Raw genomic sequence first — 20,718 nt, forward strand, 5'->3', positions numbered from 1 at the left:
AATATTCGCATAAAGAGCAACCTGAGCTAATGATCACCCTGCTCATTCCTTTCAAGCAAGGATTCTATTACTTGCTTTAATTGCAGTATAGAAGACTGCTTATGGTTTTCCTTTTTATAAATAAAGACAGTCTCGATGACCTTGTTAAGTGTCTCCATTTCATAAAAATGCAGGTCAGGACAAGGGTAGAGTGCCAGTAACTTCGTATTTAACACTGCCAATGTATGCTCGATTTCTAGAAAATCAAGAATACTACTTACGGATTTAATTTCCTTCATTGTAAAAGGGACTTTCTTGTGAGTAAGCCATTCGGCTAATGCTTTCGAATACATACAGCCCTTACTTAAAACTAGGAGTGTCACAGGTGTTTGCCTGTCAAAATCGATGACATGTGCAGGGCTCGAGATGACTTCAAATGTTTCGGTTGTCATTAAATCATAGTGTAAATCGGCATAATGCTTTATTGGATTACTCGTTAATGCACAGTCTAATTCCGCCAGATGGACTTTGTGATTTAACGATGTACTCGATTCGACCGTGAAATCCACATCGATAGGACTATGACTGGTTTGTAGCGCATTCATGATAGACGCACCATATATTTTAATTGTCGTATGGGAGGTTCCAAATTGAATATGGGCTTGCGTGAATCCTACGGTTTGTAAAAAAGCCTCATATTGTTGGGCAACCTGCTTTAAAAATTGTAAATAGTGGTCACCTACCTCTGTTAGCTTTAAGCCCTGAGGTGTTCGTTTAAAGACTTCCTGTCCAATTTCACTTTCCATCTTCTTTACCTTCGAAGTTAAGGCCGACTGTGTATAGTTGGTGATTTCGGCTGATTTACTTAAATTTTGCCTTTCTAAAAGCTCAATTTTGATGGCAATTTCTTCAATGTTCATGTTATTCGTCACACACCTATTAAATTTTTTGATAGCCGCTATCATTTTCCTCCATTTTACGTAAGCAAGCTGTCAACGTAAACTCAAGATATCTAAATGTACCGTATAAATAGTGCGGTATATAGCTCTGGAGGGTTTATATGCATACATATTATAAATGGATCATTTTACTGGTGGCTACGCTTTCGCAAACAGCTTCCACCTTTGTCACATACGGGATGGGGCCAGTTGCTTCCTTTTATCAAATGGAATGGCACTTAACGTCATTCCAAACAGGATTAATTGTTTCTGCCGTGAATATTGGACCGATATTCTCGATGCTTTTCTTTGGCTATCTCATGGATAAAAAGGGAGAAAAACAAATTATTGGATGGGGCTCTATTTTTCTTGGCCTCTGTACGTTCCTCTTAATTCCTGTGAATCATTATACGACATTGCTAGTCGTATTAATAGTTGTTGGCTTTTGGTACGGTAGTGCTCAAACGGGAGGTAGTACGGCCATCGTGAAATGGTTTCCAGACAAGCATCGGGGTTTAGCAATCGGAATTCGCCAAACAGGTATTCCAATCGGTGGGGCTCTCGCTTCCTTCATTCTTACCTATTTATATCATCACTCCCATCTGACGGCTGTGCATGGGGCACAAGGTTTCGTAGCAATCGGTGGCGGTTTACTATTTTTATTGATGTATCAGGAGCCAAAACAGCAAAATACGGCAGCAGCACCAATACCGTTTAAAGAAAAGATGAAGGCTATTAAAGACAATCGAGCACTCTATCCGATTTTTTTTGTGGGCATTGTGATGATGTCCTTACAGATGATCCTCATCGCCCATTTGATGAGTTATTTACATCAGGAAGGCGGCTATTCTTTAACAGCAGCAGGGAAGTATTTGAGTTTGGTCTTGCTTGGAGGGATGGTAGGAAGAATTGGTCTTGCTTGGCTGAGTGACCGATACTTTGCTCAGAAGCGCGAGCACTTACTAATAATCGTTATGCTTGCCACATTTGTGATGGTCGCTTGTATGCCTGTTGTTTTACATGCTAATAGCATAATGATGTTATTTTGTGGTGTAATGGGCTTTTTCGCACTAGGCTGGTATTCCTTATATATAGCCAGTGTAACGGAGCAGTCTGATCCTCAATCTGTGGGACTGACTGTTAGTGCGGCTTTAACGATCAATCAATTCTTTATTGTTTTAGCTCCGTCTATCTACGGTTTACTCGTTACCATTCTTTCAAGTCATCAAATGGCCTTGGATATAGTAGCAATGATGGTCATTGTAGGAGCATTTTATTTATCGAGAACAACCAATCGTAGCTTCTCTTCTGAAAGTTCGGTAAAATAATGAAAAAATAGGAAATGAGGGTGTTGCGGATGAGTAGTTCAATTTGGATTCAGGCGGCAATTGAAAATGTGTGGCAAGCGATAACAGAGGAGCAATCCCTTTCACAATGGTATGCGCCAGGCTCTACTTGGGACATTCCTAAACTGGCTGAAGGGGAAATGATGACCTTTACTTTAATGCCTAATGACCATAATCAGCTAGCAGATCCACTGCCAATGCAGTTAACGATCCAGCAGGTCCAAAAACATGAGATTTTTTCATTTTACTTGGAAGTTCCAGAAACGGTAATCGCGATGTCTTTAGCAGAACAGGACAACGGCACAACGGTTAGCTTCAATATGCAGGGCTATGATGCGTCCCTTGCTAATTTAAAAGCATTGCTAGAGGGTGAGGATCTTCCACGCCAATCGTAGCTACTACGTCTCAGGTCTTAGATAAATTTCAAACGCAGGGTCGTATTTTCTATTATCCACTCCTATATAATGAAATTATTGGTAGAATATATAGCGGGAGGAAATTAAATTGAAAAAATTAGTTGGATTAGGTGTCGTGATGGGCACATCAGTATTCGTCTTGTCGGGGTGCTTTTCGTTTATGCCAAACAAAATGCAAGAAGAAACCATCTTAGTAGAAAAGGATAAAGCGAAGACGCTAGAAGTAGATATTGATTTAGGTGTCGGCGAAATGAATCTAACTGGTGGTGCCAAGGAGTGGGTTGAGGGCAAGGCGGACTATAATATTAAAAAGCTAGCCCCCCAAGTTACCTATGATGTAAGCGGCGATACAGGAGAAGTTGAAATTAAACATAAAGGCTCGACGAAGCTGGGCATCTCCAATATTAAAAACACATGGGCAATCCAATTAAATGATGATATTCCGATGGATTTGACGGTAGAAACAGGTGCTTCCTTAGCCAATCTTGATTTACAGGGACTGCAGCTAGAAAAACTAGATATAGAAGCGGGTGTCGGTGATCTCACAGTCAATTTAGGCGGTGATTGGAAAAAAAGCTTTAAAGCGAATATTGAAACTGGGGTAGGTCAAACGACGATTATTGTACCTTCAAAGGTTGGTGTCAAATTAACAACCGAAAAGGGCATAGGTTCATCCAATATCGAGGGTCTCATTTCAAAGGGCCAAGGTGTCTATGTCAATGAAGCATATGATAAGGCAGATGTTGTGCTGGACATCAAATCAGAAATCGGCGTTGGAGACATTACATTTAAATTAGATAAATAAAGAAAATGTGGGAGGCTACTAGTAAAGAAGTAGTCTCCTTTTTGTATGTAAAAAAATGATGCTAAGCATTTGCACATTAAGCTTGTAAGCTTGAGTAAGACAAATTTATGATATCGCACCATCTGGCGTTTACATTCTTTGAATTGGGCGCATATTTTATGTTAGTTTAAAGGAAGCAATTGTTTTGAAGGAGCGAGTCGTTTGAAAACCTATACATATAAACAGCCAATGGAAATAGATTCTACCGAGGTGGTCTCTATTTTAAATGAATCAGGAGAGACATCATCAACGGTTCAACGTGTTTATTCTAATGCTCTTAAAAAAGCATTCGATAAGACGATGGATTTTCGTTATTTTGTTCGTTTTGACGTCCATGATCATGCTAGCCAACCTTTATTTACTTGTAAAAAAGTATCTCGTCGTGGTCGCGTGCATTTTCGAGGCAAGGATTTAGTGACAGGGAAAGACTATATGATTGCCTATGATGGCTGGCAAATTATGATTCCTGATTTACTTATAACAGATGGAGAGCAGCAAATTAAGCTCAGCAAAGAAATGGAAGACTGGTCGATCTTTACATGGAATGAGGAGCCGATAGCGCGTTGGCAAGCGACTTTTTGCGAAACTCATTTTGACATTACACTAGAAATTGAAGACAACAGTCCTATACAGCATGAGGCCTTTTTTATTGCGATTGGACAGGCTGTATTATTTGTGGGAGCGTAACAGCAATAAAAATTTGGCATTATATGTCGCTGTGGTCAGTGGCATATGTAATTCGATTATGCTATAAATACAACAAGAAGGTAGCCTTAAATATGGCTACCTTCTATTATGATGAACGTGAAGAAAGGTTCTGATAGGGTGCTAACTATTTTACCGGCTAAAGAAATATACTTGAAAGGGAATGAGCATGCAATATTGCTTTTACATTCCTTTACAAGCCATACAAGAGATATGAAGAAAGTGGCGACGAAGCTCCACGAAGAGGGCTATACCTGTTATGTACCTCTTTATAGAGGACACGGTCATAAGCCAGAACCGTTATTACAGTACAAAGTTGAGGACTGGTGGCAAGATGTGGTGAAGGCGCACCAATTTTTGCTGAATGAAGGCTATCAAAAAATTTCCGTTATTGGCTTATCCATTGGTGGTATTTTTACATTAAAGCTTGCCCAATTAGAAAAGCTAGAGCAAATCATTGTGTTATCGGTACCAATTGATAAGGAACCAGCACAGCTAAAACAAAGAATCATTGACTACGCTTATAATTTTAAACATATCGAGGGTAAATCAGAGCAGCAAATTACACATGAAATGAAGCCGTTTAACGATATGCCATTGGACGCGATGATTGGATTTCAGCGATTTATTAAAGAAACGATGCAACAGCTTGAGAAGATCACGATGCCAATTGCTATTTTCTACGGCAAAAGAGACGAGGACTTATACGAGCATAGTGCCGACACTATTTATAAGCGAGTTCATTCTATGCAGAAGATTAGCAGAGGCTTTGAAAACTCCAAGCATTTAATGACATTAGGTCGGGAGCAAGATGAAATCCTTCAGGAAATCATGCAATTTTTAAAGTGAAGAACTGACGATCAAAGGGTATTGACTACCTATAAAAAATCGTGTTATTATTATCTCGAATTAGAGATATATTAATTCGAGATAATAATTTCGTCATAGTTCTTAAGACAAACACAAGCATGTTTTCGCAGTTGAACAAGTCTTCTTTTAAAAGCATAGCAGATAGGAGAATATTCGATGTTAAAGATCACAGGACACCATCATATTTCAATGATTACGAAAAATGCTCATGAAAATCATCAGTTTTACCATCATATTTTAGGACTTCGCCGCGTGAAAAAGACAGTTAACCAAGATGATCCCAGTATGTATCATTTATTTTACGGTGATTTGACAGGTAGTCCTGGTACAGGCTTAACATTTTTTGAATTAGCGCACGCCGGGCGTACACATCGCGGCACTGATGCGATTACAAGAATTGGTTTACTCATTCCTTCTTTCGACAGCTTAATGTACTGGGAAAATCGATTGGATGAATTTCAGATGGAGCACAGCGAGATCACAACATATGGTGACACGGATGCGATCTATTTTGAGGACCCAGACGGTCTACGTCTAGTGTTATTAAATAATCAGGACAAGCCTATTCCACAAGAATGGACAAAGTGGCAAGATTCATCCGTAGAGATGGCTCATCAAATTTTAGGAATGGGCCCAGTGGAATTAACTGTAAGCTCTTTAGAGAATGCTGCGAAAACCATCGTACAATTATTTGGCTACAAAGAACGATCAAAAACTGAAACTGAAGCTGTTTTTCAAGTGGAGGAAGACCAATTGCAAGGACAGATTATCATTGTCGAGCAAGAGGGTCCTAAAGAAAAACCAGGAAGAGGTAGTGTTCACCATTTAGCTATCCGCGTGAACGATAAGGAAGAGCTTGAGCAATGGGAACAGCGAATAAAAGACTTTGGTTTTCCTATTATAAAAAAAGCGGATCGATACTATTTTTCAAGTATTTATATGAAAGAAACACACGGCATAATAGTTGAACTAGCGACAGATGGACCAGGCTTTACCGTGGATACGGCTGTGGAGGATTTAGGAACACATTTAGATTTACCACCATTTTTAGAAGAACGGCGGCAGGAAATTGAAGAAAAATTAACACCAATAGAATAATAATCTTACAATGAGGGACGTGTTAGGTATGGGGTACCGTGAATATAGAGGAGAAGAGATAACCGTTTATTTCGATAAGGACATGTGTCAACATGCGGCTGAATGTGTAAAGGGCTTGCCAGAGGTGTTTAATGTCAAAGCAAAGCCATGGATCGCACCAGATGAAGCAGCGGCCAAACATGTATCAGAAGTTATCAATCGATGTCCAAGTGGCGCATTAAAATACAAAATTTAAAAGGAGCATTATGTCATGGAAATTAAACAAGGTAACCAATCCTTTTATATCGGAAACGAGGAAAATAGTGAGGCAGAGGTGCATTTCGTTCGTGTAGGGGAAAGTCGAATCATTCTCGATCATACACATGTAGGCGAGCATCTAAGAGGTCAAAATATTGGACAGCAATTAGTTAAAGCGGCTGTTGCCTATGCGAAAAAAGAAAAGTTACTAGTTATCCCATTATGTCCCTTCGCAAAAGCTGAGTTTGAAAAGCATCCTGAATACCAAGAAGTAGTAGGCTAAAATTATGTAGATGCACCCCAGCAAACCGGGGTGCGTTTTTATTTTTAATTAAACTAACAATCACTATCAATAAAATAAACATCAACATTAAAAATTGAAGATTTGACAAATCCTCACCTCACTTTTGTTGTATGTTAATTATACATAATAAATACATTTATTTCCTATCTAGCTACTTGCCAAGTAAAACAACCAATCTATAGCAAAGAAATACCGCTTTCTATTATATCTTGCTTATCTCATTCACTTTACGATTGCTATTTTGAGTAAATTAATTAATTTGAACGATTTGGAAGGAATAGGACTAGTTAAAATAGAAGGTCCATAGAGTGACAATCATGAAGGAGTGATTGGATGCGATTAACAAAAGGAATTACTGGTTTTGATGCTGACCATTTAATCGAACAAGATGTGCGCATGTTTCAATCGATGGTGTACCATTTAGCAACAAGTGAACAGCGAGCGAAAGTACGACATTTTATCGATCGACCGCATTTTGTCTATATGCAAGCACTAGTGGAAATAGATGGGGAAATGGTGACCATTCTTCACCATCGCTGGATGCCGTATATTGCCTTTGCAAAATTGGATGAAGAGCTTAGCTTTGCCTTTTTATCGAGACCACAGCTACACAAATATTTTCCAATGCGAAAATGTTTGGAAGCAGCAACGCTAAATACGTTACTGGAAAAAGACCGAGCCTTGCATAGTTTATCTGCAATGGAGTGGAAGAACATTGCCTATTTCAAAAGTGAAACTATTGGTGACGTCATGTTTCATGCTTGGGATTGATTAGGGCAAATTACTCATGATGGAAGATGCTATAAAATACACAAAATTGACCAAGTTATTTCTGGAAATATAGCAAAAATTCCTAAAGCCACCAATCTTTCTTTGAAAATGGTAGATTACTTTTTATGGAATAGATTCGGAAAATAAGGGGTTTTTGCACATGTCATTCAAAACGATTAGTAGAAGAATTGTTTTTTCCTTTAGCATTGTTATTACGATCATGGCGTTATATATCGTGTACAACTATTTTGCTATTAAGCAAAGTAACCATGCAACAGAACAAATTGTTGAGCAAGAATTACAGCTATTAACGACAGATTACGGACAAGCGCAAACCATCGATGTAAGAATAGCTGCTGCTAGAGGCTATGTATTGTCTGGCGATGAAAAGTATAAAGCTATTTTTCAAGATAATGTAGCGCGTGCAGCGAGCAACGAAAAACAACGATTAGCCATGACAAGCTCTGAAGATTTCAGCAAACTTGCAGAAATGGCGAAGGAATGGAATCGCTATATTGAACAACAAGTATTTGCTGTTTATGATCAAGGTAATGCGGAGCTCGCGATTCAAAACATCACAAAAATGGATGCAACAGCCACAACCATTCGTGAAGGCTATGAAGGTTTAGCAGAGCAACGCAAGCAAGCGATCAATGAGGTAGGCGCTGACATGATAGTTGCTGGGGAGAATAAGCAGCTTATTGGCATCGTCGTAGGTATACTCATTTTTGTCATAGCGATTATTGTTGAGCTATTGAGTGCCCGCGGTATATCAAGACCTATTATGACATTAACGGAGCGAATGCAACGAATGACGAATGGGGATTTAAGCGGTCCTCCTTTAAAAATTCAATCGAAAGACGAAGTGGGCCAGCTAATGGAGGCAACCAATACGATGGCGGATATTTTGAATCGCTTATTGAAGCATATTCAAACGGTATCGAATGACGTAGCGGCCCATAGTGAGGAGCTATTGCAATCAACATCAGAAGTAAAGACGGGGACAGACCAAATCGCCCATACGATGACAGAAATTGCAAGTGGGACGGATGAGCTAGCCAGCCACACGACAGATGTTGCGACTTCCATGAATGACTTTGCAGGAAAAGTAACCTCTGTTCATCAAAGCAATAAAGACGTTCAGCACTATTCTCAGGATGTTATAGTTTTAACAAGGGAGGGACGGGACTTAATGTCCTCCTCTACTAAGCAGATGGGAGCCATTCAAGATATTGTGAAGGATGCAGTAGATCAGGTTGATGGATTAAGCAAGCAAACACAAGAAATCTCAAAGCTTGTCACGGTCATTCAAACCATTGCGGCACAAACAAATTTACTAGCATTGAACGCAGCAATTGAAGCAGCCAGAGCGGGGGAACAAGGCAAAGGATTTGCCGTAGTGGCCAATGAGGTCCGAAAATTAGCCAAGCAAGTGTCATATTCTGTGGAAGATATTACAGGTATCGTCCGTAACATTCAGGATGGTTCCAATAGAGTGACCGCTTCTCTTGAGCAGGGCTATAGTGAAGTGGAGAAAGGGGCATTGCAAATTACAACGACCAATGTAACGTTCCATCATATTGCCGACGCAATTGAGGCCATTGCTACAAATATTGAGGGGATGTCCTCTGGGCTAGATGATGTCGTTCACAATACTGTCACGATTAATAAGTCCATAGATGAAATGGCAGCTATTTCTGAGCAGTCAGCGGCAGGCATACAGGAGACCTCTGCCACAATTGAACAGTCCGCTAGCTCTATGGAAGAAATTAAACATAGTGCTGAGCATCTAGCAGAGATGGCCGAGCAATTAAATAGTTTAATACGCCGATTTAAACTGTAACGATTTGACCCGTTAATTTCAAACTTCCATCACATTTACGCTGTATACTAATGTATTGGAAGGTGGAATCATTTTGAGAAAATATTTACTTTTATTACTAATGAGTACTTTATTCATGGCACCTGCTGCCTACGCCCATACGATGGATAAAAGTACACTATTTACGGATGTCCCTGAAACAACTTCAACTATTAAGGACATAATGGTGTTACATAGTATTGGGCTCCTTGGGTATAATGGCAAAGATATGGCCTTAAACCCAACTGACAACTTATCACGCAAAGATTTTGCAAGCTGGGTAGGTGGCTTCTTTGGACTTGAAGGAGCAACAGTGGATGAATTAGCACAAGCAGCACAAAAAGAAGAATACATTTCTTCTTTAGAGGGCGACCTTACATACAAGGAAATAAATACAGCACTTTTTCATCATAAACTTGAAGTAGAGAACCCAGATGCGACAATGACGAAAGAGGAGTATATTACCTTCTTAACGGAACACCTAGATGTTGATATGGGCGGTCATACGCTTCTTCAAATGGGTGGCTTTGCCGAAGGTCCAACTGGCACTATTGAAGATGTCGTGACAGGTGATGAAACGGGCATTATCATCAACGGTAAAACGTATATGCTGTCAGGACACCCTCGCATTTTTGCAGAATCAACGGATGCTAAAAGCTGGGTAGGTCAACAGCTAGAACGTTCTATTTTTACGACAGCTGGAGATCACCATCATGGACATGATGACAATCAAGAAGGACATGGTGATCATGAAGAAGGTCATGGAGACGGCCATGATGCACCGGCATCCAATACAGCCACACTTCAATATGTGCAAATCAGCTCTGCTCAGGTAGCAGCAGATGACACGAAAGAAGTACAGTCTTCGAATGCCACACCAAGAGAAGAGCAGCAAACTGATGAAACAACATCATCTAACTCAAGCACAGTGTGGATCATTGCTATCCTAGTCGTGCTCGCGGCTATTTTTGCCTTTGTTTTTGTGAAAAGAAAAAAATAATTGAGAGTAATAAGAACCAACAAAGATGGAATCATCCTTTGTTGGTTTTTTTTTGATTCACCTCATATACGTATACATGGAGGCGTGTCAGGACGGCCATGAACCGTCATAAAATCTTCATTCCTCACAAACGAATACATGCATAATCCAGTAATTTTACACAAAATTGAATAACCACAAGCCTGTTCGGTATATAAATAGGATACGATCATTTTTAGGCTGAGGAGTGTGTAAATGGCAACGCTTGTAGTAAAGAGAAGTATTATGCATCGGTACCAAAGCATTGGGCAGGCAATTGAAGAGGCTATGCCTGGGGATATGATAGAAATTCGAGATGGTATTTATGAGGAGAGCTTGGATATTTCCAAGCGGCTGACATTGTATGGAGTTGGCAATGTTACAATTAAAGGTGGTGTTTTTATTCGCTACCAGACCCATGTAGATATGCGTAATTTACGTTTTCGCCAAGGGCAGGGACTTTATGTAAAAGGAGATTTACAGTTAGAAAATTGTATTATTGAGGAGCAATTGATTCGCACGCAGATTATGGTAAGCTATGGTAGTTTGCTGATGAAAAATTGTGCTGTGCTTGCTACACCGCTCAATCATTTTGGTCTACGTGTTGCTAATGGTTCCAGTGTTATTCTCGTTGATACAACACTTGAGCATCATGTGAAAGCTCAAATTATTGCGCAAAACTGCGAGATGACATTAAGCAATTGTCTGCTGCTCGAAGGGAAGAAACATGGTATTTTTGCGATTCGTCATGTGAAGATGGTCATGGAGGATTGTGAAGTTCATGGTCATGAAAAGGAGCAAATTGTAGCGGCGTCTAGTGAGCTGGCAATCACCAATTGCCTTATTCACCAAGGACAGGGGGTTGGTATACAGCTATTTGATGATACGTTTTTACGTATGGATGGCTGTGAAATCAAGAATCATCATGACACGAATATGATCGTCCACCGTAGTGAGGTAATGGTATCTGATTCTATATTTTCAGATGGCCAAGGACTCGGGCTGTACCTGGGAGAAAAAACAGAAGCTCAATTCTACGATTGTCAGTTTAATCGTCATGTGAAAGCACAAATGCTGATAGAGAATAGCAAGGCAGAGTTTCGCAAATGTCATGTACGTAATGGAATGGCTGTTGGTATGACCATCGTAGATGAAGCTGATGTTTCGATGACCGAATGTCAAATCCAAAACCATCAGCAATTTCATATCATTGTGGATGCAAGTGGGCTACAGCTCCATCAAACGATTATTCAATTTGGGCAATCAGGTGGTATTTATGGCAATGATCATGCCAAAATTATGCTTCACCATACAAACATTCGAGAGCTGGAAAAGCAACATGTATATTTGAACAATGCCCGTTTGTTTACACAGCATTGTACGTTTGAACAAATGAAAGGCAACGGGATTACATGTATCGATGCCATTTTTGAAGTAGCCAACAGCCATTTCAATGACTGTCAGGATAGCACGTATGCGATGATATGGTCTGATCGTTCAATGGGACGTATTGAACATTGTCAAGTAGGCGAAGCAGCACGCCCATTTTTAGCTTTGTCCAATCAATCTTTATTAGAAATACGTGATACAGATTTAAGTGCAGTGAAAGCTCCTGCGGTGGTACAGGAAAACAGTCAGTTATATGTGCAAAAGCATGTTCAGACAACAACTTGGCAACAAGACACGACATCAAGAGTATCACAAATAGAGAGGGTTCAAACAAATGATGAGAACCATATAAAAATGCTGAAAAATGATATTAAAAAAATAATTTAATAACCGATTATACAACTAAGACAAGTAGTTTCAATTTTGAAATTACTTTTTTTGCGGTAGGCATCAGAAGGTTTCAACTTTATATTTATGGGTAAAGTAATATGTTTGGGTTAAAAACGATGAGATAAATAGGCAGCGAAAACTCTATTATTCGACAAACTGACTGATTATTTTTATAATGGTATAGACAACTTCTTTTCAATTACTGCAATTTTCCAAAAAAATAAGAAGTAAAATGGTATATTTTCTTGTAAATGTTATTTTTTGAATAATAAAGTTTGGAATTGATGTAAAAAAAATATTAAGAAATTTTAGATAATAGATTGATTAGTTTCGGTGAATTAGCCTATAATTAGTAAAAATGGTTCATATATAAGATGATTATATGTTATTTGTGAAGTGTGTTTAATTTGTTTAAAATAATAATAAAAAAGGAGTGGGGGTGATAAGAGATGTTTGGGCTGACAAAAGAGGAAATTCTTTTAAAGTTAGAGGAAATTGAATTAGCAGAGAAGCATAAAAGTGCGATTGCTGATATCTTACATCTAAACAATATGCGAATAGAACAACAGCTTGCATTATTGATCCATTTAATTATCGATGAGCGCGAACGTAATATTTCTAACCATACATATTTAAATTAACCTATATATATAGATGCAAAAAATCACAAGTGCAGGATTCGAAGCACTTGTGATTTTTTTATCACATTTTTTATAATTTTTTTGTAAAACAAATGATTCGATTCGCTTCCGTAAAACCAAGCTGTAAATGTACTTGTAAACTTTCGGTATTGTCCCATTCACAATCGCTTGCAAATTCTGAGCATCCCATATGCTTGGCCCATTGTTCACAATGTGCTACAAGCTGTCTAGCATAGCCTTGCTGTCGATAGTTATCCATGACGAATAATCCTTCTAAATAGCCGACTGGACTAGAGTCCGTACCCTCTACATAATCTGTTCTCAGCTGACATTGGGCAAAGCCAATCGCCTTGTCATGGTCGTAGGCTAAGAAAATGACTGCATGGTCATCCTTCAATAAATGTGTCATGCTTTCAGTAAATTCCTCTACTGTATGACTAGGCCACAGCAATAAAGCTAATGTGGCAGCTGCCAGGGCATCCTGTTGCTCTGCTTGTTGAATCATTCAAAGTCCCTCCATCCTATTCATTCGAAAACGAAACAAAAATCATTTTTGCACGTACAAACTAGTAAGAGTTTCTGTCGTTGATGTGCTTTCTATTATTATATACAGGGTATACATGTAAAAAAAGGATAAAATCCACATCGATTTTGATGAGAGGGGAACCGATATGTCATTATTACAATCGTTAATTGAACAGGCAAAAAATCCAAAAGGATGGATGGGTTCATGGATGCTACGTATCATGAATATCACTCATCGTGGCATGAATAGCTGGTTTATCCGGCAAGGTGCCATCAATGATGGGGACCGTGTGTTAGATATTGGCTGTGGCGGAGGGAAAACACTCAGAAATTTATCGAAATTGAATCCCAATGGTATAATTTATGGGATCGATATTTCTGCACAAGCCGTAAAGGAATCCATCAAAATGAATGAAGCGAATGTCGCAAGTGGCAGTATGATTGTTAAGGAGGCAAGTGTGTCTCAAATACCATATGAGGACCAATTTTTTGATGCCATTACAGCTTTTCAAACCCATTATTTTTGGCCATCATTGGAACATGATGTTGGGGAAGTATGGAGGGTATTGAAAAATGGAGGAAAATTTATTGTCATCGCCGAGTACTACAAAATGAATTACCATATGGAGGCTTTCCAAACACCCGCAGCTATGAAAGAATTATTGAAACAAACCGGTTTCCAAACGGTATATATAAGTGAAAAAACAAGTAAAGGATGGCTATGTATTACGGCCATTAAATAATACATAAACGTGGGAGGTTATACGGTGAAAAGATGTTCATGGGTCAAGCTAGATCAGCCGTTATATGTAGATTACCATGATAAAGAATGGGGAGTACCCGTCTATGATGATCAGCATTTATTCGAGATGCTTTGTTTAGAGGGGGCACAGGCAGGACTTAGCTGGTGGACGATTTTACAAAAGCGAGAGGGCTATCGAGAGGCATTTGATCATTTCGATGCTAAAAAAATTATCCTTTATTCAGAGGACAAGCTTTTGGAATTACAGCAAGACACACGGATTGTGCGCAATAAATTAAAAATAGCTAGCGTTGTGACGAATGCGAAAGCATTTCTACAAATACAAGAAAAATATGACTCGTTTTCTGAATATATTTGGGGGTTTGTCGATCATCAACCAATCATAAATGAATGGCCATCTATGGCAGAGGTACCAGTGACAACAGATCGCAGTGATCGGATGAGTAAGCAATTGAAGAAGGACGGCTTTAAATTTGTGGGTAGTACGATTTGTTATTCATTTATGCAGGCTGTCGGTATGGTCAATGATCATATAACGGATTGCTGCTGTCGACAACAGGGGCTTGCGCATGAGCATTAAACATATCCAATCTCAGCTAGCCAAGCAAGCGACAATATTCCAGACGGGTGGCTTCCGTCCAACCCATGAGCTTTTAGAAAGTTGGATTGGCTATGTTGGATGGTCTTTACTAGAGGAGGATCGACCTTCCGATTTTCAACCGCTCGCTACATTATTTTTGAATGATTTGCCCTATGTACCTCAAGCTTTACAGCCGTTTCAATTGGTAACTCTATTTGTCCATGAGAATATTTTCGATCATCTTATGGAGGATGATTTGAGCATCTATTTTGAAATAAGAGCCTACACCACCTTAGAAAACCTAGTACAGCGGGACTGGCAGCACGACCGTATTCGAGCCTTTCCTCTGCAGGTAGAGCATATTCACAATGATTATCCAGTATGGGATGGCGGGGGTATTCCTGCACAAATAGAAGAGGACATACTAAGATTGGAGCATGAAGACGGCCTTAATTATTTTGAAGACATCCTTGAAGAGATGTATCCGCAACACAAAATTGGCGGCTACCCGACCTTTTGTCAAAGTGGCTATGATTTTGGTGAAGATACACCTTTTGTCTTCCAAATTGCCTCAGATGCCAAGGCACAATTGAATATTGTGGATAATGGCAATTTTTATTTCTTTTATAATCCAACAGCACAGACATGGCGCGTCTATTGTGATTTTTATTAATATCGTTAACGCTTAGCCCTAAAATGGATTGTGATATCGATCATGTATTGAATGAAAAATAAACCTAGATACGCGCCTGTCAGTAGAAAAATGGGATTTAGGAAAACAGCATGAATCGTTGTCATAAAGACCACATCCTCCAGAATAATCTGCGTTATAGAAGTAGCGGCAATATAGCCAAAAAGAATGGCAGACACGACACCTAATGCATTGAAAACAAGGCGCATTTTATCACTTTTTTGCTGAAGATAGACCATGAGAGCAGGTATGACAATGATGGTAACCATTATGAATACGTTCATCAACACACATCCTTTTTTCTCAGGATGCCCTTGTTAGCTGTTACATAAACCAAAGATATAGAGGAGGGGAATAAGGTGAGACGGCAAGATGGGGAGATGAAAAAAGTAAAGAAGGTGAAGAAAATGGAGCACAAAACAGTCGTCAAGAATGGTATAGGCTTTGGTTCTGTTTTAGCGATCACAATATCATGGAGTGTCCATCATTCCATCATATGGGCAATCATTCATGGCTGCTTTAGCTGGCTCTACGTTCTCTATTATGCATTTACTCGCTAAACTTTAAAGCATACCTATCAGCTAAGTATTTGTTTAATCCAAAAGTTTATGGGGTACAAACAAAGTAACGTTCATAAATATTGACTAACAAGCATAAATAACAAAGTGCTCTTTTTCAAGAGAACAAACTTCAGTATGAACGTAGAAGAAAGGTTGATAGCATGACACATCAAGTAACGGCATTAAGTAATGTGAATGGAAAAGCTACGGGAGTGGAAGGTATTTTACAAAATGTAGCATTTATTTTATCGACGTTTACGGTCTCTTGCCCGCAATGGGAATGGAGCATTCGGTCAGATATTCGTAAACTCTTCCAACGTATGAAAAAAATGAACACCAAACGTTTGATTGAGTGTATCCAGCGTTTTGAGCCGAGAGCAGTCGTAGTGGAAGTGGATTATTTGGGCAATGTGTACCGAGGCAAACTGGAGCCCATTGTCAAAGTAATTATTAATGAATAAGACTATAAATTCTGCCAGGATTTAACCTGGCAGAAGATCAAATAAATAGTCTGTTTACATATATCTGAAAATATCAATTCCAGAATTCTTTAAGCAATTGTGCTTCTTCGTATGACAATAATTTGTTGGCAATCTATGATAATCGGAGAAGCTCCTACATCTGCTACTTCTAAGAATGTAGCACAGCATGTTTTAGGATCTAGGCTAATGAAAAAGACATCAGCTAAGCTAAAACCACCTACTAACACGACGTCTACAAGTGTGCCAATAGGCAGGCATTTTAATTGATGGCAAATACAGCCTTTACATTCGTTTTTGGAACAGCAATCTTTCTCAGGGCATTTTTCATCTTTGTGTTCGCATTTACACGTATGCTTACATTTTTTCTCACAGCATTTTTTCGATTCCTCTTTTTGTTGACCCCAGTTCATATAATGATTAAATCTACAATCTTGCATCTTTTAATCTCCCTTATGGTTAATTTTTAGTATTGGTCGCGCAACCCTTACACATCTAATCTATGAACAAAACAAATAGAGTTCTTGGTAATTTGCCCTTTGAATAGAAAAATGGAAACTTTGTCGTACATAACTAACCGTTTTTAGGGGGTAATACTAGATTTCTGCCTGTTAATATGAAGGTGAAAGGGAGCGAGTGTATGAAGAGAATGCTACAAGGTTTCTTTTTACTGATGTTCGCTATAGTAGTGATATCATGGCTGATTGTAGAAAAACAGCCTTTACCAATAGCCGTAAGTTTCTCTCCTTCTCCGACCTATGCGGAAGAGTTTAGTGAAAAATTACAAGAGACTAATTTTACACAAAAGATCATACAAGCGGTACGAAAGGCAGGATATTCACCAGATAGTACGGTAGGCTATTTGGTAGATTCTCCTAACCATCAAATCATCACCATCCAATTACACGATGGTAATGAAATAGAAAAAAGCACAGAAAGTGAGATTCAAACGATTATCCATGAGCTGGCCAAAGAAGAGAATATGGGAGCATTTATAGTGAATGTTCAGCTATTAGAAACAAAATAAGGAAAGCGGGAGACACATATTGCATGTGTCTCTTTTGCATAGAGGGGGCATGTTATAATGGAATGAAGAGGTGAAGGTCTATGAAAATATTAGTTTTGGGTGCAACAGGACGTGTGGGAAGACAAATTGTTGAGTTCGCGTTAAAAGATCAACTCGAAGTAACGACATTTGTCCGTGATCCCCATAAATTACAGCTAGACAATAAGAACTTACATATCTTTCAGGGAAATGTCTTAAATAAGAAAGATCTCGAACAGGCTATGGTGAATGTGGATGTAGTAGTAAGTGCATTAAATACAGATGGGAATGATACTTTATCTACTAGTACTTCGCTCATACTTGAGGTGATGGAGCAACAAAAGATAAAGAGAATTATTACGATTGGCACTGCGGGTATTTTACAAAGTCGAGTGTCACCTACGATTCTTCGATATCAATCAACGGAATCCAAACGTAAATCTACGTTTGCTGCTAAGGAGCATCAGTACGTTTTTGAACAATTACGCGTTTCCAATGTCGATTGGACGATTGTTTGTCCAACCTATTTACCAGATGGATCATTTACAGGAACCTATCGAGTGGAGCGCAATTTTTTACCTGAAGGCGGTAGTGAAATATCAGTAGCCGATACAGCCTACTTTGCCTACCAACAAATCTTCAGTAAGGAATTCGTTAAAAGTCGAGTAGGGATCGCCTATTAAAAGGAGAGTAGAAAAATGAGAATCATTCATACGCTCATTGGCCTGCTCATTACATTTTTTGGGCTTGCCCTGCTAAATACAACGATGGATACAGCCATTCGAAACAGGATGGTGAAAGTATATGGCATTATCCTTATGTCTATTGGGGTGTTCTATCTTAAAAAAACGGCAAAATTGGATAAGTAATAGCCCCGTTAAGGAATTGGTTCTTTCAATTGACTGGGTTTTAATAGGAATAGTGGAAACTTATGCTTATAGGGTGAGAAAGTATTGGGAATTTTCCTTTTTATAGAAGGTTTGCTATACTTTATGTCGAATATATATCATTGAAGAGGTGATTGTATGGACAAAGAGATATCAAACAACTATCAATATCCTGAACACCTAGCCATTCAAGATGGAATCGAAAAGACAGAGTTATATGTCATAAAGATAACAAAGGAACAAGTGGATAGGTTGATTGAGGATATCGATCAAACATTAAAGGCGTCTACCTGACGTCTTTTTTATTCTGGGTTTGCATCATTCATAGTAAAGAATAGTCCTGCCCCGAAGTAATCAATACTGGAAAAGGTTCCCTCATTTATTGGTGAATCAAAACGTGCAGTTATTAGCTTTACTTCATAAAAAGTTATAAAATGGTAATAAATATTAAATAGTACATCCGAACTTTTAGAATGAAAAGAGTTAGAAGGACTTAATTTAAGGATTTTACCCTATATTTCTTTAGTACAGATAAAAAAATAAAATCAGTAGGCATAGGGGATTTTTCTAGGGAGAAGTAGACATTCACTCAAGTTAAAATGTACCATCGCTACGTCATTTCATAGCGCCTGTATAAAGCATTTTTTTCTTAAAAAAACTATAGGAATTTAAATACAAACAAATATTTTATCTAGATTATGAAAGGAGCTGAGCTGTTTTATGATTTATAAATTGGATAAAAGAGACTATTATAAAATAAAAAGGTTACTACAAACACCTGATCAGAAGAATGATTTAACATTAAATTCCATAATTAATGGTATGAACAGAGGGACAATTTATGTAGACAATCCGCAAGAACCCAATACAGCACTAATAGATGTAACAGGAATAAGCAGTATTTTTATTGGGAATGCGACTAATCAACAGTTTATTGATTCTTTACGTGATTTTCTTGATAATGAATTAAAAATGGATACTTATGAATCGTGTGGTGGAACCTGGTTTATTGCAGTCATAAAAGATGAGATATGGGAACAAGTATTAGAGAATGTTATTGATGATAAAGAATACGAACCAGATTATGAGCTGTATTATCAATTCAATCCTGAGGCTTTCGTTTCTTTAAAAGAGCAATACAAACCTTTACCGGATAATTATCTTATAAAAAAAATTGATACCGAAGTCATTAAGAACGATCCAGATGGGATTCTTTCTGAAGTAGTAGAAGAGGTTTGGTATTCAATTGAAGACTTTAATACTCATGGACTGGGATATTGTATCATAAGGGATAATAAAATAGTAAGTGCATGTTTTTCTTGCTGTGTACACGAGAATAAACATGAAATTAGTGTTGAAACATACGACGAGAAACACATGAATAAAGGATTAGCCACTTTAGTGTGTTCTGCATATTTAGATGATTGTATAAAAAATGGACTAATACCCCAATGGTCAACGATGGAAACAAACCTTGAATCTAAACGTTTAGCAAAAAAATTGGGCTTTGAATTTGAGTCAAAACTAAAAACATTGGAGTTTGAATGGAAATGATCATGAGATACTCTTTATAAACTATGAAAGGATTATAATATTAAATATTCAGAATTTTTTTGCTGTAACTTTTAAAAATCAATCATATATCAGCAACATTGTCACGTTTGTTTCATTGGAATGGATTTGAGTCTCCAATACTCAAATAAATAAAATCTGTTTGTCATTAATCTATTTTTCCTCTGCACAATTTCTTCTTATTTATAGTTTATAGTATAAGTCGTCAGCGTTTTACAAAGTAGAAAGAATGAGGAAATTAGAGGTGAATAAAATGAAATTAAAAGCTTTTGCTGTAACTTTGCTTACTACGATTGTCCTAGGTGCTTGCAATGGAGAGAGTACTAATGACGATAACCCTAGAAAAGAAGTGGAGATGCAAAATATTAAGGAGTTGGTGAATGAATATAGCGGGAACAAAACAAAAGACGAATCTGCTTCAATCACATCAAACCAGCTGATTGTAACTGATAAAGAAGGAATTGAGTCAGCATATGCTTTGCCAGAAGACGAATTTTTTGTTTCTGTAGCTCCTTACATAAATGAAACTCACCCTTGTACTAACCATAGCTTGACGGGTTGCCAAGGAGAGCTGGCTAATAAGGATATAGCTGTCTATATTGAAGACTCAAAAGGTAATGTGCTAGTGAACGAAACCATGAAAACTCTAGCTAATGGATTTATTGATTTATGGCTACCTCGTGACCAAACGTATAACATAAAAATGGAGCACAAAGGCAAAACTGTAAAATCGTCATTTTCTACTTATGAAAGCGATGGCACTTGCATTACAACAATGCAATTAAAATAAAAAAAGTAGGGTTGTCCAA

At 38.2% G+C, this 20,718-nt stretch carries 28 protein-coding genes; 24 read left to right on the top strand and 4 right to left on the bottom strand.

Features of this window, described 5'->3' with window-relative positions; genetic code table 11:
* Nucleotides 1-26: 26 nt before the first annotated feature.
* On the bottom strand, nt 27-899 hold the full coding sequence (locus MKY80_RS09435; protein WP_342532708.1) for a LysR family transcriptional regulator: 873 nt from the start codon (nt 897-899) through the stop codon (nt 27-29).
* A gap of 140 nt (nt 900-1,039) precedes the next feature.
* Between MKY80_RS09435 and MKY80_RS09440 the strand changes: the two genes are divergently transcribed.
* From MKY80_RS09440 to MKY80_RS09500, 13 genes are all read left to right on the top strand, one after another.
* Nucleotides 1,040-2,245, top strand: a complete 1,206-nt coding sequence (locus tag MKY80_RS09440; protein WP_090003179.1) for an MFS transporter — start codon at nt 1,040-1,042, stop codon at nt 2,243-2,245.
* 29 nt (nt 2,246-2,274) lie between these two features.
* The gene (locus tag MKY80_RS09445) at nt 2,275-2,658 is read left to right on the top strand and encodes an SRPBCC domain-containing protein (protein WP_008179824.1); all 384 of its coding nucleotides are present in this window, start codon (nt 2,275-2,277) and stop codon (nt 2,656-2,658) included.
* A gap of 109 nt (nt 2,659-2,767) precedes the next feature.
* Nucleotides 2,768-3,484 carry a toast rack family protein gene (locus MKY80_RS09450; protein ID WP_036125356.1) on the top strand — a complete coding sequence of 239 codons (717 nt, stop codon included), beginning with the start codon at nt 2,768-2,770 and terminating at the stop codon, nt 3,482-3,484.
* A gap of 201 nt (nt 3,485-3,685) precedes the next feature.
* A complete protein-coding gene (locus tag MKY80_RS09455) occupies nt 3,686-4,210 on the top strand; it encodes a hypothetical protein (protein WP_239355047.1) in 525 nt (174 codons plus the stop codon).
* Nucleotides 4,211-4,318: 108 nt separating this feature from the next.
* Nucleotides 4,319-5,077 (top strand): alpha/beta fold hydrolase, encoded by a 759-nt coding sequence (locus MKY80_RS09460; protein WP_342532713.1) that lies wholly within the window; start codon nt 4,319-4,321, stop codon nt 5,075-5,077.
* Between the two features lie 177 nt (nt 5,078-5,254).
* On the top strand, nt 5,255-6,196 hold the full coding sequence (locus MKY80_RS09465; protein WP_342532715.1) for a VOC family protein: 942 nt from the start codon (nt 5,255-5,257) through the stop codon (nt 6,194-6,196).
* A gap of 10 nt (nt 6,197-6,206) precedes the next feature.
* Entirely contained in the window at nt 6,207-6,431 is a 225-nt protein-coding gene (locus tag MKY80_RS09470; RefSeq protein ID WP_089984757.1) for a (4Fe-4S)-binding protein, read from the top strand.
* Nucleotides 6,432-6,446: 15 nt separating this feature from the next.
* Complete coding sequence (locus MKY80_RS09475; RefSeq protein ID WP_089984755.1) at nt 6,447-6,716, top strand: GNAT family N-acetyltransferase; 270 nt, start codon at nt 6,447-6,449, stop codon at nt 6,714-6,716.
* 354 nt (nt 6,717-7,070) lie between these two features.
* On the top strand, nt 7,071-7,508 hold the full coding sequence (locus MKY80_RS09480; protein ID WP_089984752.1) for a hypothetical protein: 438 nt from the start codon (nt 7,071-7,073) through the stop codon (nt 7,506-7,508).
* A 160-nt stretch (nt 7,509-7,668) separates the two neighbouring features.
* A complete protein-coding gene (locus tag MKY80_RS09485) occupies nt 7,669-9,351 on the top strand; it encodes a methyl-accepting chemotaxis protein (RefSeq protein ID WP_107921897.1) in 1,683 nt (560 codons plus the stop codon).
* Between the two features lie 100 nt (nt 9,352-9,451).
* Nucleotides 9,452-10,369 carry a hypothetical protein gene (locus MKY80_RS09490; RefSeq protein ID WP_342532719.1) on the top strand — a complete coding sequence of 306 codons (918 nt, stop codon included), beginning with the start codon at nt 9,452-9,454 and terminating at the stop codon, nt 10,367-10,369.
* Between the two features lie 234 nt (nt 10,370-10,603).
* On the top strand, nt 10,604-12,163 hold the full coding sequence (locus MKY80_RS09495; protein WP_107921898.1) for a right-handed parallel beta-helix repeat-containing protein: 1,560 nt from the start codon (nt 10,604-10,606) through the stop codon (nt 12,161-12,163).
* Between the two features lie 452 nt (nt 12,164-12,615).
* Entirely contained in the window at nt 12,616-12,807 is a 192-nt protein-coding gene (locus MKY80_RS09500) for a hypothetical protein (protein WP_008179801.1), read from the top strand.
* Between the two features lie 70 nt (nt 12,808-12,877).
* Here the strand turns inward: MKY80_RS09500 and aac(6') are convergent, their stop codons facing one another.
* Nucleotides 12,878-13,312, bottom strand: coding sequence for an aminoglycoside 6'-N-acetyltransferase (aac(6'), locus tag MKY80_RS09505; RefSeq protein WP_107921899.1), 435 nt, complete (start codon nt 13,310-13,312; stop codon nt 12,878-12,880).
* Nucleotides 13,313-13,478: 166 nt separating this feature from the next.
* On the opposite strand from aac(6'), the gene MKY80_RS09510 reads away from it, so the two are divergent.
* Genes MKY80_RS09510 through MKY80_RS09520 form a run of 3 tightly spaced genes read left to right on the top strand, consistent with a single transcriptional unit; the run spans nt 13,479 to nt 15,348 of the window.
* Nucleotides 13,479-14,075, top strand: coding sequence for a class I SAM-dependent methyltransferase (locus MKY80_RS09510; protein ID WP_008179795.1), 597 nt, complete (start codon nt 13,479-13,481; stop codon nt 14,073-14,075).
* A gap of 24 nt (nt 14,076-14,099) precedes the next feature.
* Nucleotides 14,100-14,675 (top strand): DNA-3-methyladenine glycosylase I, encoded by a 576-nt coding sequence (locus MKY80_RS09515; RefSeq protein ID WP_090001701.1) that lies wholly within the window; start codon nt 14,100-14,102, stop codon nt 14,673-14,675.
* A complete protein-coding gene (locus tag MKY80_RS09520; RefSeq protein WP_342532727.1) occupies nt 14,665-15,348 on the top strand; it encodes a DUF1963 domain-containing protein in 684 nt (227 codons plus the stop codon). Before MKY80_RS09515 ends, MKY80_RS09520 begins: the two co-directional genes overlap by 11 nt.
* Nucleotides 15,349-15,353: 5 nt before the next feature.
* Here the strand turns inward: MKY80_RS09520 and MKY80_RS09525 are convergent, their stop codons facing one another.
* Nucleotides 15,354-15,650, bottom strand: coding sequence for a hypothetical protein (locus MKY80_RS09525; protein WP_008179789.1), 297 nt, complete (start codon nt 15,648-15,650; stop codon nt 15,354-15,356).
* 75 nt (nt 15,651-15,725) lie between these two features.
* Here MKY80_RS09525 and MKY80_RS09530 point away from each other — a divergent pair, with 75 nt between their 5' ends.
* Nucleotides 15,726-15,926 carry a hypothetical protein gene (locus MKY80_RS09530; protein ID WP_025117029.1) on the top strand — a complete coding sequence of 67 codons (201 nt, stop codon included), beginning with the start codon at nt 15,726-15,728 and terminating at the stop codon, nt 15,924-15,926.
* 161 nt (nt 15,927-16,087) lie between these two features.
* Nucleotides 16,088-16,387: a hypothetical protein gene (locus MKY80_RS09535; RefSeq protein ID WP_090001695.1), complete on the top strand. Its 300-nt coding sequence runs from the start codon at nt 16,088-16,090 to the stop codon at nt 16,385-16,387.
* 89 nt (nt 16,388-16,476) lie between these two features.
* Here the strand turns inward: MKY80_RS09535 and MKY80_RS09540 are convergent, their stop codons facing one another.
* Nucleotides 16,477-16,845, bottom strand: a complete 369-nt coding sequence (locus MKY80_RS09540; protein ID WP_089984729.1) for a hypothetical protein — start codon at nt 16,843-16,845, stop codon at nt 16,477-16,479.
* A 200-nt stretch (nt 16,846-17,045) separates the two neighbouring features.
* Here MKY80_RS09540 and MKY80_RS09545 point away from each other — a divergent pair, with 200 nt between their 5' ends.
* From MKY80_RS09545 to MKY80_RS09570, 6 genes are all read left to right on the top strand, one after another.
* Nucleotides 17,046-17,432 carry a hypothetical protein gene (locus tag MKY80_RS09545; protein WP_089984727.1) on the top strand — a complete coding sequence of 129 codons (387 nt, stop codon included), beginning with the start codon at nt 17,046-17,048 and terminating at the stop codon, nt 17,430-17,432.
* An 80-nt stretch (nt 17,433-17,512) separates the two neighbouring features.
* A complete protein-coding gene (locus MKY80_RS09550) occupies nt 17,513-18,133 on the top strand; it encodes an SDR family oxidoreductase (protein WP_342532733.1) in 621 nt (206 codons plus the stop codon).
* A gap of 15 nt (nt 18,134-18,148) precedes the next feature.
* Nucleotides 18,149-18,319: a hypothetical protein gene (locus MKY80_RS09555; protein ID WP_164908692.1), complete on the top strand. Its 171-nt coding sequence runs from the start codon at nt 18,149-18,151 to the stop codon at nt 18,317-18,319.
* Between the two features lie 156 nt (nt 18,320-18,475).
* Nucleotides 18,476-18,631: a hypothetical protein gene (locus MKY80_RS09560; RefSeq protein ID WP_008179775.1), complete on the top strand. Its 156-nt coding sequence runs from the start codon at nt 18,476-18,478 to the stop codon at nt 18,629-18,631.
* Between the two features lie 426 nt (nt 18,632-19,057).
* Nucleotides 19,058-19,891, top strand: a complete 834-nt coding sequence (locus MKY80_RS09565; RefSeq protein ID WP_089984723.1) for a GNAT family N-acetyltransferase — start codon at nt 19,058-19,060, stop codon at nt 19,889-19,891.
* 271 nt (nt 19,892-20,162) lie between these two features.
* Entirely contained in the window at nt 20,163-20,699 is a 537-nt protein-coding gene (locus tag MKY80_RS09570) for a CueP family metal-binding protein (RefSeq protein WP_170844062.1), read from the top strand.
* Nucleotides 20,700-20,718 lie beyond the last annotated feature (19 nt).

The organism is Lysinibacillus sp. FSL R5-0849, assembly GCF_038595075.1.
Lineage (GTDB): Bacteria > Bacillota > Bacilli > Bacillales_A > Planococcaceae > Lysinibacillus > Lysinibacillus fusiformis.

Excerpts from the sequence above, each read along its gene's own strand:
- MKY80_RS09435 (WP_342532708.1), bottom strand. The coding sequence starts at position 899 with ATGAACATTGAAGAAATTGCCATCAAAATTGAGCTTTTAGAAAGGCAA.
- MKY80_RS09440 (WP_090003179.1), top strand. The coding sequence starts at position 1,040 with ATGCATACATATTATAAATGGATCATTTTACTGGTGGCTACGCTTTCG.
- MKY80_RS09445 (WP_008179824.1), top strand. The coding sequence starts at position 2,275 with ATGAGTAGTTCAATTTGGATTCAGGCGGCAATTGAAAATGTGTGGCAA.
- MKY80_RS09460 (WP_342532713.1), top strand. The coding sequence starts at position 4,319 with ATGATGAACGTGAAGAAAGGTTCTGATAGGGTGCTAACTATTTTACCG.
- MKY80_RS09465 (WP_342532715.1), top strand. The coding sequence starts at position 5,255 with ATGTTAAAGATCACAGGACACCATCATATTTCAATGATTACGAAAAAT.
- MKY80_RS09470 (WP_089984757.1), top strand. The coding sequence starts at position 6,207 with ATGAGGGACGTGTTAGGTATGGGGTACCGTGAATATAGAGGAGAAGAG.
- MKY80_RS09475 (WP_089984755.1), top strand. The coding sequence starts at position 6,447 with ATGGAAATTAAACAAGGTAACCAATCCTTTTATATCGGAAACGAGGAA.
- MKY80_RS09480 (WP_089984752.1), top strand. The coding sequence starts at position 7,071 with ATGCGATTAACAAAAGGAATTACTGGTTTTGATGCTGACCATTTAATC.
- MKY80_RS09485 (WP_107921897.1), top strand. The coding sequence starts at position 7,669 with ATGTCATTCAAAACGATTAGTAGAAGAATTGTTTTTTCCTTTAGCATT.
- MKY80_RS09490 (WP_342532719.1), top strand. The coding sequence starts at position 9,452 with ATGAGTACTTTATTCATGGCACCTGCTGCCTACGCCCATACGATGGAT.
- MKY80_RS09495 (WP_107921898.1), top strand. The coding sequence starts at position 10,604 with ATGGCAACGCTTGTAGTAAAGAGAAGTATTATGCATCGGTACCAAAGC.
- MKY80_RS09500 (WP_008179801.1), top strand. The coding sequence starts at position 12,616 with ATGTTTGGGCTGACAAAAGAGGAAATTCTTTTAAAGTTAGAGGAAATT.
- MKY80_RS09510 (WP_008179795.1), top strand. The coding sequence starts at position 13,479 with ATGTCATTATTACAATCGTTAATTGAACAGGCAAAAAATCCAAAAGGA.
- MKY80_RS09520 (WP_342532727.1), top strand. The coding sequence starts at position 14,665 with ATGAGCATTAAACATATCCAATCTCAGCTAGCCAAGCAAGCGACAATA.
- MKY80_RS09525 (WP_008179789.1), bottom strand. The coding sequence starts at position 15,650 with ATGAACGTATTCATAATGGTTACCATCATTGTCATACCTGCTCTCATG.
- MKY80_RS09535 (WP_090001695.1), top strand. The coding sequence starts at position 16,088 with ATGACACATCAAGTAACGGCATTAAGTAATGTGAATGGAAAAGCTACG.
- MKY80_RS09540 (WP_089984729.1), bottom strand. The coding sequence starts at position 16,845 with ATGCAAGATTGTAGATTTAATCATTATATGAACTGGGGTCAACAAAAA.
- MKY80_RS09545 (WP_089984727.1), top strand. The coding sequence starts at position 17,046 with ATGAAGAGAATGCTACAAGGTTTCTTTTTACTGATGTTCGCTATAGTA.
- MKY80_RS09550 (WP_342532733.1), top strand. The coding sequence starts at position 17,513 with ATGAAAATATTAGTTTTGGGTGCAACAGGACGTGTGGGAAGACAAATT.
- MKY80_RS09555 (WP_164908692.1), top strand. The coding sequence starts at position 18,149 with ATGAGAATCATTCATACGCTCATTGGCCTGCTCATTACATTTTTTGGG.
- MKY80_RS09560 (WP_008179775.1), top strand. The coding sequence starts at position 18,476 with ATGGACAAAGAGATATCAAACAACTATCAATATCCTGAACACCTAGCC.
- MKY80_RS09565 (WP_089984723.1), top strand. The coding sequence starts at position 19,058 with ATGATTTATAAATTGGATAAAAGAGACTATTATAAAATAAAAAGGTTA.
- MKY80_RS09570 (WP_170844062.1), top strand. The coding sequence starts at position 20,163 with ATGAAATTAAAAGCTTTTGCTGTAACTTTGCTTACTACGATTGTCCTA.